Below are 16,417 nucleotides of genomic sequence, written 5' to 3'. Positions count from 1 at the left end.
CTCAGATCACCTCCAGCTCGGCGCTGAGCGCACCGGCCTGCTTGAGGGCTTCCAGGATCGCGATCAGGTCGCCGGGCGCGGCACCGACCTCGTTCACCGCGCGCACGATCTCGTCCAGCGTGGTGCCGCCCTCGAAGCGGAACATGCGGCTGCCTTCGTTGCTGGCGCTGATGGTGGACTGCGGCGCGGCCACGGTCTGGCCGCCGCCGAACGCATTGGGCTGGCTGACCTGGGTGGCCTCGCTGACGGTTACCGTCAACGAACCGTGCGCGATCGCCGCCGGGCTGACCCGGACCTGCGCGCCGATCACCACCGTGCCGGTGCGCGAGTTGACCACCACCCGCGCCGGCGCGGCGCCCGGCGACAGTTCGATGTTCTCGATGCGCGCCAGCAGTCCGATGCGCGCGCCCTGGTCGCTCGGCGCCTGCACCGCGACCGTGACCCCGTCGACCGCGCGCGCGGCACCTTCGCCGAACGCGTTGTTGAGTGCCGCGACCATGCGCGCGACCGTGGTGAAGTCGTTCTGGTGCAGGTTCAGGGTGATCTCGCCGCTGGCGCCGAACACGTCGGGCAGGGCGCGTTCGACGGTCGCGCCGCCGGGGATGCGGCCGACGCTGGGCACGTTCACCGATACCCGCGAACCGTCCTTGCCCTGCACGCCGAAGCCACCGACCACCAGGTTGCCCTGGGCGATGGCGTAGACCTGGCCGTCGGCGCCCTTGAGCGGCGCCATCAGCAGCGAGCCGCCGCGCAGCGAGACCGCGTTGCCGATGGAGGACACGGTGATGTCGATGGTCTGCCCGGGCTTGGCGAACGGCGGCAGCTCGGCGTGGATCGCCACCGCGGCGACGTTCTTGAGCTGCGGGTTGACGTTCGGCGGAACATTGACGCCCAGTTCGCCGAGCATGTTCTTCAGGCTCTGCACGGTGAACGGCGCCTGGCTGGTACGGTCGCCGCTGCCGTCCAGGCCGACCACCAGGCCATAGCCGACCAGCGCGTTGCCGCGCACGCCGCCGACCTGGGCCAGGTCCTTGATGCGTTCGGCGTGCGCCGGCAGGGCGACTGCGAACGCCAGCAGCGCCAGCGCCCACAGGCCGGTGACCCGGGGACGCGGAAGCGCGGCGAAGCGCGCGCGCAGGCAATCGGGCAGGCGCAAGCGCGCTTCACTGGCCGCCGTGGAGTAAGTACCGGTCATCGTTCTTCTCCTCAGTACGGCGCCAGGCGCGAGTTGAAGAACCGGCCCAGCCAACCCATCGCGTTGGACTGGGCCACCGCGCCGCGGCCGCCATAGGCGATGCGCGCGTCGGCGACCTTGCTGGACGGGATGGTGTTGTCGGTGGCGATGTCGGCCGCGCGCACGATGCCCTGGATCTGCACCAGCTCGTCGCCCTGGTTCAGGCGCAGGTTCTTCTGCCCCTGCACCACCAGGTTGCCGTTGGGCAGGCGCTGGATCACGGTCACGGTCACGCTGCCCTGCAGGCGGTTGCTCTGCGCGCTGCTGCCCTTGCCGTTGAAGTCGCGTTCGCCCTTGGCGCTGGCGGCCAGCACGTCCTTGCCGCCCAGGGTGACCGGTGCGCCGAACAGGCTCGGCGAGCCGATGTCCATGCTCGACTTTTTGCCGATGGCGGTGTTGGCGCTGGTGGTGGCCGAGGTGCTCTCGACCAGGGTGATGGTCAGCAGGTCGCCGACGTCGCGGGCGCGGCGGTCGCCGTACAGGTTCAGGCCCGGACCGGCGGCGTAGATCGCGCCGGCCGTGGCCTCGGCCGCGGGCGCGACCACCGGCACCACCGGCGCCATGGCCGGGTAGGGGCGGATGTCGCCGGCGACCACGCAGCCGCCCAGCAGCACCAGGCTGGCCGCGGCGCAGGAAAGACGGAGGACGTTGGACAGGCAGGCCATGGCGGGTTCCGTAAGCGGCACGATCAGACGTTGTTGTTGAGGTAGCCGAGCATCGAATCGGTGGTGGAGATGGCCTTGGCGTTCATCTCGTAGGCGCGCTGGGTCTCGATCATCGCCACCAGCTCCTCGACCACGTTGACGTTGCTGCCTTCCAGCGCGCCCTGGACGATGCCGCCCAGGCCATTGAGGCCCGGGGTACCGTTCTGCGCGGGGCCCGATGCCGTGGTTTCCAGGTACAGGTTCTCGCCCTTGGCCTGCAGGCCGGCGGGGTTGATGAAGTCGGTCAGGGTCAGCGAGCCGATCTCGACCGAAGCCGCGTCACCGGCCATCTTCACGCTGACCGTGCCGTCGGCACCGATGGTCAGCGACTGCGCTCCTTCCGGGATCTGGATGCCCGGCTGCACCGGGTAGCCGCTGTTGGTCACCAGCTCGCCCTGCGGGCTCATCTGGAAGCTGCCGTCGCGGGTGTAGGCCGAGCTGCCGTCGGGCAGCATCACTTCGAAGAAGCCGCGGCCGTTGACCATCACGTCCAGGGCGCGGCCGGTCTGCTGCTGGCCACCCTGCTGGAAATTCTTGGACGTGGCCACCACGCGCACGCCGGTGCCCAGCTGCAGGCCGGTCGGCAACTGCGTCTGCGCCGAGGACGAGCCGCCGGGCTGGCGCACCTGCTGGTACAGCAGGTCCTCGAAGCTGGCGCGATCCTGCTTGAAGCCGGTGGTGTTGGTGTTGGCGAGGTTGTTGGAGACAACGGACATGCGCGTCTGCTGCGCATCCAGGCCGGTCTTGGCGACCCACAGTGCCTGATTCATGAGCGGTTCCTCTGCGACGGGTGCCGGCCCTCAGGGCCGTTGCAGGATGTAATGCATGGCCTGTGCCAGACCCGCGCGCCAATCGGCCGGCGCGGCGGCGTCAGCCGTTCAGGCGCAGCAGCGTGTTGGCGCTGCGCGCGTTCTCGTCGCCGTGCTTGATGACCTTGACCTGCATCTCGAACTGGCGCTGCAGCTGGATCATCTGCACCAGCGCGCCGGCCGCGTCGACGTTGCTGGACTCGAGCATGCCGCTGTCCAGCGCCTTGCCCTGGACCTGGGCGAACGGCTGCTGCGGGTTGCTGTTGCGCATCAGCCCGTCGAGGCCGCGCTGCAGTTGCGCGTCGGGCGCCTGCACCACGCGCAGCCGCCCGATCATGGCCATGGTCTGCGGGCCTTCGCCCAGCGGGATGATCGACAGGGTGCCGTCGTGGCCGATCTCCATGGCCTGGTGCGGCGGCACCGCCACCGGGTTGCCGTTCTCGTCCAGCACCGCATTGCCGTCGGCGGTGACCAGCTGGCCGTTGGGGGTGAGCGTCAACGCACCGGCGCGGGTATAGGCCTCGCTGCCGTCGCGCGACTGCACCGCCAGCCAGTTGCCCGGCTGCAGCGACAGATCCAGCGCGTTGCCGGTGATCTGCTGTGCGCCGGTGCGACGGTTGAAGCCGGCATCGACGTGCAGCGCGTCGATCCGCGAAGCGTAGCCCTGGCCCTGGACCGGGAACGCCTCGGTGTTGGCCAGGGCTTCCTTGAAACCGGGCGTGTCGGAATTGGCCAGGTTGTGGGAAACGGTGGCCTGCGCCTGCAGCGAGGCGCGGGCGCCGGTCATGGCGACGTAGAGGGCTTTGTCCATGGGCAAGGGGGACCGGGAAGCGGGAAGAAAGGAACGACGGAATGCCGGCGGTGCAGGGCGAGGGGCCGGGAGCGGGGAACGGCGCGGGCAGTGCGCGCCGTGTCATTCCCCGCTCCGGTTTGCCCGGGGTGCTGCCTCAGCGGATGTTGATCACGGTCTGGGTGATCTGGTCCTGGGTCGAGAGCATCTGCGCGTTGGCCTGGAAGTTGCGCTGCGCGGTGATCATGTTCACCAGCTGCTGGGTCAGGTCGACGGTGGAGGCCTCCAGCGAACCGGCCTGGATCTGTCCCAGGTCGGAGCTGTCCGGCGCACCGGTGCGCGGCGTGCCCGAGGCATAGGTTTCCGACCACAGGTTGTTGCCTTCGCCCAGCAGTCCCTGCGGGTTGTTGAAGTTGCTCAGCGCGACCTGGCCGAGTGCGACGTCCACGCCGTTGGAGTAGCGCGCATACACCACGCCCTTTTCCGAGATGTTGATCTCGTTGAGCTTGCCCGAGGCATAGCCGTCCTGGCCGGTGTTGTGCTGGTTGAACTTCTCGCCGTACTGGGTGGAGCCGGACACGTCCAGGCTCATCGCCAGCTGGCCGGCGCCGGTGCTCGGGGTGAAGGTGCCCAGGGTGATCTTGCCGTCGGCCGGCGCGGTCAGTGCGCCGCTGTCGGAGAACTGCAGCAGGGTCGGGGTGCCGATGACCGCCGGTACCGGCGGGGTGGCGGTGGGATCACCGGGGACGCTGCCGTTGTTGACCGGCACGCCGTCGACGAAGTTGTACACCGCCCACTCGTTGGGATTGGCGGTCTTGACGAAGTACGAGGTCTGGATGTGGCTGACGCCCAGCGAATCGAACACGGTGATGCCGCCGCTGGAGTGGCTGTAGCTGTTGCTCACCGCCGGATCGAACGGCGTGATCGTCGGTTCCTTGGCGTTGGCCGGCAGGGTGAAGGCCAGCTGCAGCTGGCTGGTCGGGCGCGGCGCGCTGTCGCCGGACAGCAGGCGCAGGTCGGTCAGGGCGCCGTCGAAGCGGGTGCCGTCGGCGCTCGGCGCGTAGACCTGCAGCCGCGCGCCCTGCGGGTTGACCACGTAGCCGTTCTTGTCGGCCTGGAAGTTGCCGGCGCGCGAATACACCCGCGAACCGTTCATGTTCAGGGTGAAGAAGCCTTCGCCGGCGATCGCCAGGTCCAGGCTGCGGCCGGTCTGGTCGATGTTGCCCTGCGAGAACTGCTGGGCCACGTTGGTCAGGCGCGCGCCCGAGCCCATGGCGTTGTTCTGCAGGCCATAGCCGGTCGCGGTCAGGACGTTGGCGAACTCGGCGCGCGATTCCTTGAAGCCGACGGTGTTGACGTTGGCGATGTTGTTGGCGGTGACGCTCAGGTCGGCGTTGGCGGTGCTGATGCCGGACAGGGAGGCGTTGAAGCCCATGGCGATACTCCTGGGAATCCGTGGAAGAGGGGGCTCAGCTGACGCGGAGCACGTAGTCGAGCGGGGCCGCGCCCAGCCCCTTGAGGTTCAGGTAGAGGCCGTCCGAACCGACCGTCACGCTCTCCACCTCGGCCTCGACGTAGGTGCTGAGCTTGGTCTGCTTGCCGCTGGCGTCGGTGTAGGTGGCGGCGATGGTGTAGGCGCCGGCCGGCATGCGCTTGCCATTGGCGTCGGTGCCATCCCACTGGAACGGCACTTCGCCCGAGGCGTCGGCCGCGACGCTGATCTGGTCGACCTTGTTGCCGTTGGCGTCGGTGATGTCGACGACGATGGTGCCCGCGCCCGGCGCGGCCAAAGTGCCGCCGGTCGCCCCCTCGTCGCCGAGCATGAACTTGGTCGACGGCACCAGCACGTCGTGGCCGACCATGGCCGCGCCGCGCAGGATCTGGTCGCCGGCCATCGATTCCTGGAAGCCGGTGACGCTCTTGTTCAGTTCGCTGATGCCCTGCACCGTGGACAGCTGCGCCATCTGCGCGACCATCTGGCTGTTGTCCATCGGCTTGAGCGGATCCTGGTGCTGCAGCTGGGTGGTCATCAGCCGCAGGAAATCGGCCTGGTCCAGCGCGTCCTTCTTCTTGGTGCTCTTCGCCGCCGGGGCGTTGAGCCCGAGCGCGCCGAACAGGTCGGTATTGGTGTTGATGCTGCTCATGACGGGATCCTGTGGCGGCCGGCTCAGCGGCCCATGGTCAGGGTGGCCAGGGTCAGTTCCTTGGCCGTGTTGAGCATTTCCACGCCGGCCTGGTAATTGCGCGAGGTGGAAATGAGATTGACCATCTGCGCCACCGGGTCGATGTCCGGCGAGTAGACGTAGCCGTCGCCGTCGGCCAGCGGATGGTGGGGTTCGTAGCGCTTGATCGGCGGCGCCTCGCTCTGCGTGACCTGCTTGACCTCCACCCGGGTCAGGCGCGGATCCTCGCGGCTGGTGACCGCCTGGAAGATCGGCTCCAGCGGCTTGTAGGCGGCCTCGGCCGAGCCCGCCACGGAGTCGGCGTTGGACAGGTTGGAGGCGATGGTGCTCATGCGCACCGACTGCGCCTGCAGCGCCGAGCCGGCGATGTCGAAGATGGGCAGGTTGCTCATGGCGCTCCCCTTACTGGCCGGTGATGGCGGTGGTCAGGGTGCGCACCTTCGACTCGACGAAGCTCAGCGAGGCGCGGTACTCCAGCGCGGCGCGGCCATACGCGGCGCGTTCGGCATCCGGATCGACGGTGTTGCCGTCCAGGCTCGGCTGCACGCCGGGGCGCAGTACCTGGAACGGGTTCAGGCCGTCGCCGCCGATGCGGTAATGCTGTTCGGCGGTGGTGGCCAGCAGGCCGTTGCCATCGGCGCCACTGGCGTTGCGCAGGGCCGCGTCGAAATCCAGGTCACGGGCCTTGTAGCCCGGGGTGTCGGCGTTGGCCAGGTTGCCGGCGATCAGCTTCATGCGCTGTTCGCGCAACGGCATGGCCTGGGCGTGGATGCCCAGGTAATTGGAAATCAGGTTGGGCATGGCGCGCCTCCCGGGGGAACGATGCCCGGAAGGCTGCAAGCGGTGTGCCAGAACGCGGGGAACGCAGGGGAGGCGCGGGGAGCCCCGGAGGACGGGGGCGGGCGCCGGTCCCCCGGTGGCGGGCTTGCCGCATAGGGATCGGGGCGCCGGCGCGGCGGGCCGCCTCCCCGGCGGGGCGGCCCCCTTGCTTCAGCGCAAGGCGCCCGCCTCCACGCGTCCCGGGGTCAGGCCGCTTCGGCCACCTGGCGCAGCCGCTGCAGCACGAAATCGGCCAGTTCGTGGGCGCTGTACTTGGGCACGAAGGCGTTGGCGCCCACGCGCTCGACCATGGCGTTGTTGAACACGCCCGACAGCGAGGTGTGTAGCAGCACGAACAACCCGGCCAGCCCCGGGTGGCGGCGGATTTCCGTCGTCAGGGTGTAGCCATCCATCGCCGGCATCTCGATGTCGGAGATGACCATGGCATAGCGCTCGGCCGGGTTCTCCCCGGCCGCGTGGATCTGCAGCAGGTGGTCCAGCGCCTGCTTGCCGTCCGACAGCAGGGTGGCGGTGACCCCGAGCTGGTCGAGCACGCTGCGGATCTGCTGGCGGGCCACGCGCGAGTCGTCCACCACCAGCACCTGCATCGGCGGCGCGCCGGGCGGCAGGACCATCGACGGGTCCAGCACCGCATCCTTGCTGATCTGGGCGATGTCGGCCAGTACGCTCTCCACGTCGATCACCTGGATCAACTCGCCCTGGAAGCGGGTGACCGCGGTCAGGTAGCTGGCCTCGGCGCCCAGTTCCGGCGGCGGCTGGATGTCCTCCACCGCGATGTTGACGATCCGTTCCACGCCGCTGACCAGGAACCCCTGCACCGAGCGGTTGAACTCGGTGACCACCAGGTAGCCGGGCGAGGTGTCGGCGTTGGGCTCGCGCTCCGGGTGGCCGATCGCCAGCCCCAGGTCCAGCACCGGTACCGAGCGGCCGCGCACGTCGGCCACCCCGGAGAACTGGGCGGGCAGGCCGGGCACCTGGAACAGGGGCGGGCGCCGCAGCACTTCCTGCACCTTGAAGACGTTGACGCCAAAAAGCTGACGGCCGCCGAGGCGGAACAGCAGCAGGGCCAGTCGGTTGTGGCCGGCCAGCCGGGTGCGCTGGTCGATGCGGTTGAGCAGGTCATGTGACATGCAGCCGGTATCGGCAGGGCGGGGGCGGGACTTGAGGGCCGGCGCGGGCGATGGCCGCACCTTGCGCCATGCATCGTGTCCGGGCGCCGCCCGCGGCCGTTCCGGCACGCCGCTTGCAGGGCAATGGCCATTGTTCCCGTGGCGGAGTTCGCCCATGCGCCTGACGGCCCTGTTATGCCTGCTGCTGGCCCTTCCGGTCCAGGCCGCCGATTTCCAGTCGGTGGCCTCGATCCGTGCGGCCGCGCTGTCCACCCTGGACCCGGCCACCGAGGCCGAGGCCAGTGTCGATGCCGGCCTGCGCCTGCCGGCGTGCCCGGCGCCCCTGCAGGCCCGGGCCACCGGCAACCGGACCGTGGAAGTGGCATGTCCCCAGGCCGGCGGCTGGAAGCTGTTCGTGCCGGTGACGGTGCGGCGCGAGCAGGACGTGCTGGTCCTGGCCCGCGGCATCGCCGCTGGAGAAGTGCTGTCCGCCGCCGATATCGGCAGTGTGCGCCGTGACACCGCGCGCATCGCCGGTGCGGTATTGTCCGACCCGCAGGCGGCCATCGGCCGGGTGGCGCGGCGGGCAATGGGCGCCGGCACCCTGCTGTCGGCCAACGACCTGGTCGCCCCGCGGATCATCCGCCGCGGCGACAGTGTCGCGCTGGTGTCGCGGCGCGGCGGGGTCGAGGTGCGGGTGGCCGGCAAGGCGCTCGCCGATGCCGGCGAGGCCGACCGGGTGCCGGTCGAGAACCTGTCCTCGCGGCGGGTGGTGCAGGGCGTGGCCACGGCCAGCGGCGATGTGCTGGTTTCCCGTTAGATTCCACTAAAGATCAGTGCGCCGTTGCCGTTAACCCTTGTGTACCGAATCAGGACTTCCATCACATGAGCCAGAAAATCGACGGCGGGATCACGGCAAGCGCCCCGTTGCGCCCGGTCGCCACGCCCGCCAAGGCTACCCCCGCCGGCAGCGGCGAGGCACGTCCGGTCGAGGCCGCCGACAGCGTGCGCCTGACCGGCGAGGCCACCAGCCTGCAGGCCATGCAGCGGGAGCTGTCCGCCGCCCCGGCGATCGACAGCGCACGCGTGCAGGCCGTCCGCGAAGCGCTGGAGAACGGCAGCTACCGGATCAACCCGAACGCCATTGCCCAGCGCATGCTGGAGCTGGACGGACAGCTGCAGGCATGAAGCTGGGCGTGGCCGATCCCCTGCAGCAGTTGAGCGACGCGCTCGATGGCGAGCGCCAGGCGCTGGTCGAGCACGACGTGCAGGCGCTGGTGGCGGCCACGAGCCTGAAACTGGAAGCGCTGCGCATCCTCGAGGCGCGCCCGCCGCTGGAACACGCCGAACGCCTGCGCGAACTGGCCGAGCGCAACCGCGCCAACGGCGTGCTGCTGGCCCGCCGCCGCCGCGAGGTCAGCTGGGCGCTGCGCCAGCTGGGCCGCAGCGAGGCTTCGTCGGCCTACGACGCCAAGGGCCAGGCGCACCTGCTGCACACCCGCAAGCCGCTCGCCGTCGCCTGAGCGCAGCCCCCGCCGGGCGCTTGGCGCCTGCGCATCCGCGGTTATAGTGGGCGACCGTTCCGCCGACCCGCAGCCCCGTGGCCGATACCGCCTCTCCCCCGTTCGCGACCTTTCCGTCTCCCGTCGTGCTGCGTGCGCTGAGCGACCGCATGGGCGACGGCATGCTGCTGTTCAACGACCGGGGCGAGGTTGCCCTGGCCAACGCGGTCGTGCGCGAGCTGTTCGGCGTGGCGCCTGGCGAGGTGGCCGGGCTCGCGCGGCGCCTGGCCGACCTGTTGCCCGCGGCGGCGCTGGGCCAGGCGCGCGAAACCGGTTGCTGGAGCGGCAGCCTGCCGCTGGGCGCGCGCGCGGTGATCGTCCACCTCTACCACCACGAGCACGCGGGCGAGCACGCCTGCCTGGCGCTGTTCCGCCACATCGACGGGCAAGAGGATTACGAGCACGAGCTGCAGCGCCGTCATGCCGAGCTGCGCCAGGCCTACCTGCGGCTCAACGGCGCCCAGGAGAAGCTGCTGCAGTCGGAAAAGATGGCCTCGATCGGCCAGCTGGCGGCCGGCGTGGCCCACGAGATCAACAACCCTATCGGTTACGTGCATTCCAACCTGGGCAGCCTGCAGGAATACCTGCGCAGCCTGTTCACCGTGATCGAGGCCTACGAGCGCGCCCTGCGCGCGCCGGATCCGAAGGCATTGATCCCGGAGATCGACGATATCCGCGACCGCCTGGACATCGACTTCATCAGCCGCGACCTGCCGCAGCTGATGGCCGAATCGCGCGAGGGCATCGAGCGGGTGACGCGCATCGTGCGCGACCTGAAGGATTTCTCGTACTCCGGGCGCGACGAGTCGTGGAAGCTGGCCGACCTGCACGCGGGGCTGGAATCGACCATCAACATCATCTGGAACGAGCTCAAGTACAAGGTCACCCTGGAGCGTCGCTACGGCGAGCTGCCGATGGTCGAGTGCCTGCCCTCGGAGTTGAACCAGGTGTACATGAACATGCTGCTCAACGCCGGCCATGCGATCGCCGACCGCGGCCATATCGTGGTCAGCACCGGGGTGGACGGCGACGAGGTCTGGATCGAGTTCCAGGACAACGGCTCGGGCATTTCCCCGGAACTGCGCCAGCGCATCTTCGACCCGTTCTTCACCACCAAGCCGGTGGGCAGCGGTACCGGGCTGGGGCTGTCGATCTCCTACGGCATCGTCAACAAGCACCACGGCCGCATCGACCTGGACAGCACGGTGGGCGAGGGCTCGCGCTTCCGCATCGTGCTGCCGATCCGCCAGCCGAAAGGCTGAGCGCCGGCCACCGCCGGCGCCGCCGTGCGGGCGCGCCGACGGGCCTCACTCCAGGCCGTTGATCGCCCGGCCCTGGCTGCCGCCGCGCTTCTCGTCGTGGGTGCGGAACGCCTGGCGGATGTGCTCGCGCAGCTCGTCGTCGTTCCACGGCTTGGTCAGGAAGCGGTAGATCGCGCCGCGGTTGATCGCGTCGGTGACCGTATTGAGGTCGGTGTAGCCGGACAGCACCAGCCGGATGGTGTCCGGGTAGAGCATCTTCACCCGCCCCAGGAACTCGGTGCCGCTCATGTCGCTCATGCGCTGGTCGGACAGGATCACCTGCACGTCGTTGATCGCCAGCAGGTCGAAGGCATCGCGCACGTTGCCGGCGGCGAGGATGCGGTAGCCGTCGCGGCGGAACAGGCGCACCAGCGAGCGCAGCACGTTCTCCTCGTCGTCCAGCAGCAGCAGGGTGCGGTCCGGGCGGGTCTCGGCGAACGCCTCCGGGCGCAGGTAGCGACGGCGCAGGGTCATGCCGGCGGCTTCGGCCGACATCGGCTCGCCGAACAGATAGCCCTGGAACACGTCGCAGTCGTTGCGGCGCAGGAAGCCCAGCTGCGCCTGCGACTCGACCCCGTTGGCGATCACCGTCATGCCCAGCTGGTGGCCCATGGCGATGATCGCGCGGGAGATGGCCGCCTCGCGGTTGGCCGCCGGTGCGCTCTTGATGAAGCTGCGGTCGATCTTGAGCTTGTCCACCGGGTAGCGCACCAGCGCGCTGAGGCTGGAGTCGCCGGTGCCGAAATTGTCCAGGCTCAGGCTGATGCCTTCGTTGCGCAGGTTGGCCAGGGTCTCGTAGACGAAGTTGACGTTGTTGGTCAGCGCGCTTTCGTTGATTTCCAGGGTCAGCATGCGTGCCGGCACCCCGGTGGACTGCAGCATCGCCATGGTCTCGGCGAAGAAGCTCGGCCGCAGCAGCTGCAGCGTGGACACGTTGACCGCGATGTTGAAATCGTCGAAGCCCTGGTCGCGCCAGATGCGCGCCTGGCGCAGGGTCATCTCCAGCACCCAGGCGCCGATCTGGACGATGATGCCGAGCCGTTCGGCGGTACGCATGAAGCGTTCCGGCACCAGCATGCCCAGCGTCGGCGACTGCCAGCGCAACAGCGCCTCCATGCCCACGACATGGCCGTCGCGGGCACTGACCAGCGGCTGGTAGCGCAGGCGCAGCTCGCCATTGTCGATGGCGTCCACCAGCTGCCGCGAAATGATGCTCTCGCTGTGCGCGCTGAGCGGCTTGTGCAGCATGTGCACCTGTACGACGTTGCCGCCCTCGCGGCCGGCCTGGTGCAGCGCATCCTCGGCCAGGTCGAGCAGCCGGCTCGGGTCGGTGGCGTGCTCCGGGCTCAGCGACACCCCGATCTTGGCGGTCAGGAACAGGGTGTAGGGCAGCACCGAAAGGGGCAGCTCCATCTGCTGGCGCAGCTGTTCGGCCATGTCCTCCGGCAACGGCACCCCGTCCGCGCGCGGGATCGCCAGCACGAACTCGTCGCTGCCGTGCCGCCACAGCCGGCCGCGGCCGCGCAGGTGGTCGGCCAGGCGCTGCGCGACCAGCACCAGTGCCTGGTCGCCGACCTCCGCGCTCATGTTCTCGTTGACCGACGCGAAGTGGTCGATGTCCAAGTGCAGCAGCATCAACGGCGTGCCACCGGCGGCGGCCTCGGCGACCATCGCCGCCAGTTCCGGGTTGCCGGCGCCCAGGCGCGGCGGGGCGGGCATCGCGGCGGCCGCTGGCGGGGCGGGGTTCCACATCCTCAGGCTCCCTGGCAGGCGCTCGCCTGCGGCATGCGGTAGGGCAGGTGCAGCTCGACCTGGGTGCCTTCACCCGGCGCGGTATGGATGCGCAGCCAGCCGCCGGCGCTCTGCGCGCGCTCGCGCATCACCACCAGCCCGAGGCCGCGCGGACCATCGGGGTCGAAGCCTTCGCCGTCGTCGCTCACGCGCAACCGCAGCCGGCCATCGCCAGCGTCCTCCAGGCACAGCCGGACCTGGCTGGCCAGCGCATGCCGCAGGGCATTGGTCAGGCTCTCCTGGGCGATGCGGAAACAGGCCTGCTCGACGTCGTTGTCCGGGCGCTGCGGCAGCTCTTCGACCTCCATCCGCAACTCCACCGCCGAGGAGCGGAACAGCTGCCCGGCCTGCCAGCGCAGCGCCGCCTCGAGCCCGAGCGCATCGAGCTGCGGCGGGCGCAGCAGCATCGACAGGTTGCGCAGCCGCACCACGGTGCTGTCGACCAGCTCCACGATCTGCCCCAGGTCCTCGCGGCGGCGCCGGGCATCGTCCTCGTCCATCGCCGCATGCGCGGCCAGCTTGATCGCGGTGACCGCCTGGCCGATATCGTCGTGCAGGTCGCGGGAAATCGCCCGGCGCTCGTCCTCCTGCACCGAGAACAGGCGTCCGGCCAGGGCCTGCAATTCGCGGTTGCCGGTCTCCAGCGCCTTGCGGCTGGCCTCCAGCTCGGCCACGTCGCGCGTGGCCAGGCGCCGCACCCGGGCCAGCCGCGGCAGCAGCAGGAGCAGGGCGATGCCCACGTAGGCGGCCACCAGGATGACGGAGGTCACACTCCAGGCCAGCGCATGGGCCGGGATCGCCGTCCAGGCCCAGGGCAGCAGGCCGCACAGCAGGATCAGGCCGCCGCCTGCGACCACCACACCATAGGTAGTGCGTTGCAGGCTGGCCATTGCCGACTTGGTGGGGGCCGGGTGCGGCGAAGGGGGGGAGCCGTTGTGCATGTGCCGTGGCGGGGGGCCGTGTTCGATCCGTCGACATCTTAACGGGCCATCGCAAACCGTGATGACGCAGTACTCAATTTCCGTGAAGGCCGGCCGTTATCCATAGAGTTCCCGGACCTCGGGTGTTTGACTGGAGCGGTAGCGCGTGGATCAGGGCGTCATTGCGAGCATGATGGGCCACCCGCTGGAGGGGGCGATCGTGCTGCTCGATCCGGAGGGCCAGCCGCTGGCCGCCAATGCCACGGCCCGTACCCTCGACCTGCCGCGCGGCCTGCAGGCGCACCGCCAGGCGCTGCAGGGGGTGCGCGACCGGGTTGCCGGCCAGGGGCAGGGGCTGCTGCCATGCTCGGTGCCCACCGGGGAGCAGCGCGTGGATGGTTTCCTGAGCGCCGCGCGCACCCGGGACGGCGCCGTCTGCGCCTATATCTACAGCGCCACCCCGGCCGCGCCACTGGCGGACGGGCGCTGGCCGCGGCTGCTGCACGACGCCGGGCACGAGGTCTGGGAGTGGGACGTGCCGGCACACCTGCTGGCGCAGTCGGGGCCGAGCGCAGGCGGGACCACCAGCGGCAGCGTGCAGGCATGGCTGGGGCACACCCATCCCGATGACCGCGCCGCGCAGCAGGCCGCCCTGCGCGCGCACCTGGGCGATGCCACCAGCGCCTATGACTGCCGGCTGCGCGTGCGCCGCGCCGATGGCGGATGGCAGACGGTGCACGATCATGGCCAGGTGGTGGCGCGGACGGCGGACGGCCAGCCGCTGCGCATGGCCGGCATCCGCATCGCCACCGCCGCGGCGGACACCGCCGATACCGAAGCGCAGGAACAACAGGCGCAGCTGCGCCACCTGCAGCGCATCGCCGGGCTGGGGACCTGGTCGTGGGAACGCGACGGCGGCTTTTCCTGGTCCGACGAACTGCACGCCGCCATCGGCCTGCCCGCGGGCAGCCTGCCGCCGGGCCGGCGCTGGCTGGACCGGCTCGACGCCGACGCCCGCGCCCAGGTACTGGCGGCATGGCGGCGGCTGCACCGCGAAGGCCAGCCGCATGCATTCGAGCTGGTACTGGCGGCCGGACCGATGGACGCCCCCGGCATCCACGTGCGGGTCTGGATGCATCCCCGGCACGATGCCAGCGGGCGCGTACGGCGCGTGGCCGGGCAACTGCAGAACGTGACCGAGCAGCGCCAGACCGACGCATTGATCCGCTGGCGCACCGAACTGCTCAACCGGGTCTCGGCGCTCGGCCGCATCGGCGGCTGCGAGATCGAGGTGGCCACCCGCGGCATGCTGTGGACCGACGAGTGCTACCGCATCCACGGCCTGCGCAAGGAACCGGTGACGCTGGAACAGGCGCTGGCGCTGTACACCCCCGATTCGCGCGACGGCTTCGAGGCCGCGCTCACCCGCATCGCCGAAGGCGGCCTGCCGGAACAGCTGGACCTGTGCTTCTACCGGCATTCCGGGCAGCGGGTGTGGGTGCAGGTACAGGTCGAACTGGACCGCCGCGAAGGCCTGCCGGAACGCTTCGTGGTGCTGTTCCGCGACATCACCCGCGAGCGCGAGGCCAACGAGCGCATCGAGCTGCTGGCCCATTACGACCTGCTGACCGGGCTGCCCAACCGCATCCTGCTGCGCGAACAGACCGAGGACGCCCTGGCCGAATCGCGCCGCAACGGCAAGATCCTGGCGATGCTGTTCGTCGACCTGGACGGTTTCAAGTCGATCAACGACACCTTCGGCCACGCCACCGGCGACATGCTGCTCAAGGCCGCCGCGGCGCGGCTGCACCAGAACCTGCGCAACGCCGACCTGTTCGGCCGCTTCAACGGCGACGAGTTCGTGGTGGTGCTGCGCGACCTCGCCGACCCGGCCGATGCCGGCCATGTCGCGCGCAAGCTGATCGCTTCGCTGGCCTCGCCGCTGCACCGCGGCGACACCACCTTGAAGGTGGGGGCGAGTGTCGGCATCGCGCTGGCCGACGACAGCCATCGCGATTTCGACACCCTGCTGCGCGCGGCCGACGCCGCCATGCACGCGGCCAAGGAAGCCGGGCGCAACACATACCAGTACTACAGCCAGGACGTACTGGCCGGCATCCAGCGGCGCCTGCAGATCGAGCACGCGCTGCACGGCGCGCTCGAACGCGAGGAGTTCCAGCTGGTCTACCAGCCGCTGGTCAATGTCGACGCCACCCGGCCGCCGGCGATCGAGGCGCTGCTGCGCTGGACCTGCCCGGAGCTCGGGCCCTGCAGCCCGGCCGAGTTCATCCCGGTGGCGGAGAAATGCGGCGAGATCGCGCGCATCGGCGAGTGGGTGCTGAACGAGGCCTGCCGCCAGGCGGCCGCCTGGCATGCCGCGGGGCTGATGTTCGAGCGGGTGGCGGTCAACGTGTCGGCCATGCAGTTGCGCGAGCGTGGCTTCGCCGAACAGGTGATCGCCATCTGCGAACGCCACCGCTGGCCACCGCAACGGCTGGAGCTGGAGCTGACCGAATCGGCCCTGATCCGCGACAGCGACGCGCTGCGGCAGTGCTTTGACACCTTCGAGCGCAACGGCGTGCTGCTGGCCGTTGACGATTTCGGCACCGGCTTCTCCAACCTGCATTACCTCAACCGCTTCCCGGTGCAGCGGCTGAAGATCGACCGCAGCTTCGTCCAGCGCATGCTGCACGATGCCGGCACCGCCGAGGTGACCCAGGCCATCGTCCACCTCGGCCATGCGCTGGGGATGCAGGTGGTGGCCGAAGGCGTGGAGACGCGCCAGGAGGAGGCGATGCTGTTGCGCCAGGGCTGCGACGAAATCCAGGGCTATCTGTACTCGCGGCCGCTGCCGTCGCGGGACATGGCGCAGTGGCTGCGCCGCTGCGACGAACGCGGCGGCCCCGGCGCGGCGGCCGCTGCCGCCGCGGACATCCCGGCCGCGGTCACCTGAGCCCCGGCGCTCTCCACGCGCGTCGCTCCCGCTCGTCTGCGGCGTGAGCGCCGGGCGCCGGCCCGCGGATCGCCGGCACCGGGCACGCGCTTCACGCCTCCTCGCCCCCACACCTGAACCCCGTGCCCGCTTGTCGACGGCGACCGTCGGCGACGGGCGCAGTGGCTGTCGCCGATGGCGCGTCCTGCGGCAACCTCCGGTACCGGCGGCCAGAATCCTGC

15 protein-coding genes and 1 pseudogene are annotated in these 16,417 nt (G+C 70.1%); 5 read left to right on the top strand and 11 right to left on the bottom strand.

What is annotated here, in order from left to right:
- Position 1: 1 nt before the first annotated feature.
- From MKP15_RS11485 to MKP15_RS11445, 9 genes are all read right to left on the bottom strand, one after another.
- Entirely contained in the window at positions 2-1,195 is a 1,194-nt protein-coding gene (locus MKP15_RS11485; protein WP_240212782.1) for a flagellar basal body P-ring protein FlgI, read from the bottom strand.
- An 11-nt stretch (positions 1,196-1,206) separates the two neighbouring features.
- Complete coding sequence (flgH, locus tag MKP15_RS11480; RefSeq protein ID WP_240212781.1) at positions 1,207-1,899, bottom strand: flagellar basal body L-ring protein FlgH; 693 nt, start codon at positions 1,897-1,899, stop codon at positions 1,207-1,209.
- Positions 1,900-1,922: 23 nt separating this feature from the next.
- A complete protein-coding gene (gene flgG / locus MKP15_RS11475) occupies positions 1,923-2,708 on the bottom strand; it encodes a flagellar basal-body rod protein FlgG (RefSeq protein WP_104938831.1) in 786 nt (261 codons plus the stop codon).
- A 100-nt stretch (positions 2,709-2,808) separates the two neighbouring features.
- A complete protein-coding gene (locus MKP15_RS11470) occupies positions 2,809-3,558 on the bottom strand; it encodes a flagellar basal body rod protein FlgF (RefSeq protein ID WP_240212780.1) in 750 nt (249 codons plus the stop codon).
- A gap of 136 nt (positions 3,559-3,694) precedes the next feature.
- Complete coding sequence (flgE, locus tag MKP15_RS11465; RefSeq protein WP_161614432.1) at positions 3,695-4,972, bottom strand: flagellar hook protein FlgE; 1,278 nt, start codon at positions 4,970-4,972, stop codon at positions 3,695-3,697.
- 34 nt (positions 4,973-5,006) lie between these two features.
- Positions 5,007-5,681 (bottom strand): flagellar hook capping FlgD N-terminal domain-containing protein, encoded by a 675-nt coding sequence (locus MKP15_RS11460; RefSeq protein WP_104938828.1) that lies wholly within the window; start codon positions 5,679-5,681, stop codon positions 5,007-5,009.
- Between the two features lie 23 nt (positions 5,682-5,704).
- Positions 5,705-6,112: a flagellar basal body rod protein FlgC gene (flgC, locus tag MKP15_RS11455; protein ID WP_104938827.1), complete on the bottom strand. Its 408-nt coding sequence runs from the start codon at positions 6,110-6,112 to the stop codon at positions 5,705-5,707.
- Positions 6,113-6,122: 10 nt separating this feature from the next.
- On the bottom strand, positions 6,123-6,521 hold the full coding sequence (gene flgB, locus MKP15_RS11450) for a flagellar basal body rod protein FlgB (protein WP_161614430.1): 399 nt from the start codon (positions 6,519-6,521) through the stop codon (positions 6,123-6,125).
- Between the two features lie 224 nt (positions 6,522-6,745).
- The gene (locus tag MKP15_RS11445) at positions 6,746-7,690 is read right to left on the bottom strand and encodes a chemotaxis protein (RefSeq protein ID WP_240212779.1); all 945 of its coding nucleotides are present in this window, start codon (positions 7,688-7,690) and stop codon (positions 6,746-6,748) included.
- Between the two features lie 154 nt (positions 7,691-7,844).
- On the opposite strand from MKP15_RS11445, the gene flgA reads away from it, so the two are divergent.
- The 4 genes from flgA to MKP15_RS11425 all read left to right on the top strand — a co-directional run bounded on the left by flgA (position 7,845) and on the right by MKP15_RS11425 (position 10,493).
- The gene (flgA, locus tag MKP15_RS11440) at positions 7,845-8,489 is read left to right on the top strand and encodes a flagellar basal body P-ring formation chaperone FlgA (RefSeq protein ID WP_104938825.1); all 645 of its coding nucleotides are present in this window, start codon (positions 7,845-7,847) and stop codon (positions 8,487-8,489) included.
- Positions 8,490-8,554: 65 nt separating this feature from the next.
- The gene (gene flgM / locus MKP15_RS11435; RefSeq protein WP_240212778.1) at positions 8,555-8,857 is read left to right on the top strand and encodes a flagellar biosynthesis anti-sigma factor FlgM; all 303 of its coding nucleotides are present in this window, start codon (positions 8,555-8,557) and stop codon (positions 8,855-8,857) included.
- A gap of 2 nt (positions 8,858-8,859) precedes the next feature.
- Positions 8,860-9,192, top strand: coding sequence for a flagellar protein FlgN (locus tag MKP15_RS11430; protein WP_199776821.1), 333 nt, complete (start codon positions 8,860-8,862; stop codon positions 9,190-9,192).
- Between the two features lie 149 nt (positions 9,193-9,341).
- A complete protein-coding gene (locus MKP15_RS11425) occupies positions 9,342-10,493 on the top strand; it encodes an ATP-binding protein (RefSeq protein WP_104940192.1) in 1,152 nt (383 codons plus the stop codon).
- 45 nt (positions 10,494-10,538) lie between these two features.
- Here MKP15_RS11425 and MKP15_RS11420 read toward each other — a convergent pair whose 3' ends face one another.
- Together MKP15_RS11420 and MKP15_RS11415 are read right to left on the bottom strand one after the other, a co-directional pair.
- The gene (locus tag MKP15_RS11420; RefSeq protein WP_104938822.1) at positions 10,539-12,284 is read right to left on the bottom strand and encodes an EAL domain-containing protein; all 1,746 of its coding nucleotides are present in this window, start codon (positions 12,282-12,284) and stop codon (positions 10,539-10,541) included.
- A 2-nt stretch (positions 12,285-12,286) separates the two neighbouring features.
- Positions 12,287-13,003 (bottom strand): annotated as a pseudogene (locus tag MKP15_RS11415) (sensor histidine kinase); the annotation flags it as partial.
- A gap of 406 nt (positions 13,004-13,409) precedes the next feature.
- Between MKP15_RS11415 and MKP15_RS11410 the strand changes: the two are divergent.
- On the top strand, positions 13,410-16,196 hold the full coding sequence (locus MKP15_RS11410; RefSeq protein WP_240212777.1) for an EAL domain-containing protein: 2,787 nt from the start codon (positions 13,410-13,412) through the stop codon (positions 16,194-16,196).
- Positions 16,197-16,417: the final 221 nt, after the last annotated feature.

Source organism: Stenotrophomonas sp. Y6 (genome assembly GCF_022436665.1).
Lineage (GTDB): Bacteria > Pseudomonadota > Gammaproteobacteria > Xanthomonadales > Xanthomonadaceae > Stenotrophomonas > Stenotrophomonas acidaminiphila_A.
Note: the sequence above shows the minus strand (reverse complement) of the source record. Positions and strands in the feature narration are given on the sequence as shown.

Bases quoted from the DNA above. Each gene is read 5' to 3' on its own strand.
- MKP15_RS11485 (WP_240212782.1), bottom strand. From the start codon at position 1,195: ATGACCGGTACTTACTCCACGGCGGCCAGTGAAGCGCGCTTGCGCCTG.
- flgH (WP_240212781.1), bottom strand. From the start codon at position 1,899: ATGGCCTGCCTGTCCAACGTCCTCCGTCTTTCCTGCGCCGCGGCCAGC.
- flgG (WP_104938831.1), bottom strand. From the start codon at position 2,708: ATGAATCAGGCACTGTGGGTCGCCAAGACCGGCCTGGATGCGCAGCAG.
- MKP15_RS11470 (WP_240212780.1), bottom strand. From the start codon at position 3,558: ATGGACAAAGCCCTCTACGTCGCCATGACCGGCGCCCGCGCCTCGCTG.
- flgE (WP_161614432.1), bottom strand. From the start codon at position 4,972: ATGGGCTTCAACGCCTCCCTGTCCGGCATCAGCACCGCCAACGCCGAC.
- MKP15_RS11460 (WP_104938828.1), bottom strand. From the start codon at position 5,681: ATGAGCAGCATCAACACCAATACCGACCTGTTCGGCGCGCTCGGGCTC.
- flgC (WP_104938827.1), bottom strand. From the start codon at position 6,112: ATGAGCAACCTGCCCATCTTCGACATCGCCGGCTCGGCGCTGCAGGCG.
- flgB (WP_161614430.1), bottom strand. From the start codon at position 6,521: ATGCCCAACCTGATTTCCAATTACCTGGGCATCCACGCCCAGGCCATG.
- MKP15_RS11445 (WP_240212779.1), bottom strand. From the start codon at position 7,690: ATGTCACATGACCTGCTCAACCGCATCGACCAGCGCACCCGGCTGGCC.
- flgA (WP_104938825.1), top strand. From the start codon at position 7,845: ATGCGCCTGACGGCCCTGTTATGCCTGCTGCTGGCCCTTCCGGTCCAG.
- flgM (WP_240212778.1), top strand. From the start codon at position 8,555: ATGAGCCAGAAAATCGACGGCGGGATCACGGCAAGCGCCCCGTTGCGC.
- MKP15_RS11425 (WP_104940192.1), top strand. From the start codon at position 9,342: ATGGGCGACGGCATGCTGCTGTTCAACGACCGGGGCGAGGTTGCCCTG.
- MKP15_RS11420 (WP_104938822.1), bottom strand. From the start codon at position 12,284: ATGTGGAACCCCGCCCCGCCAGCGGCCGCCGCGATGCCCGCCCCGCCG.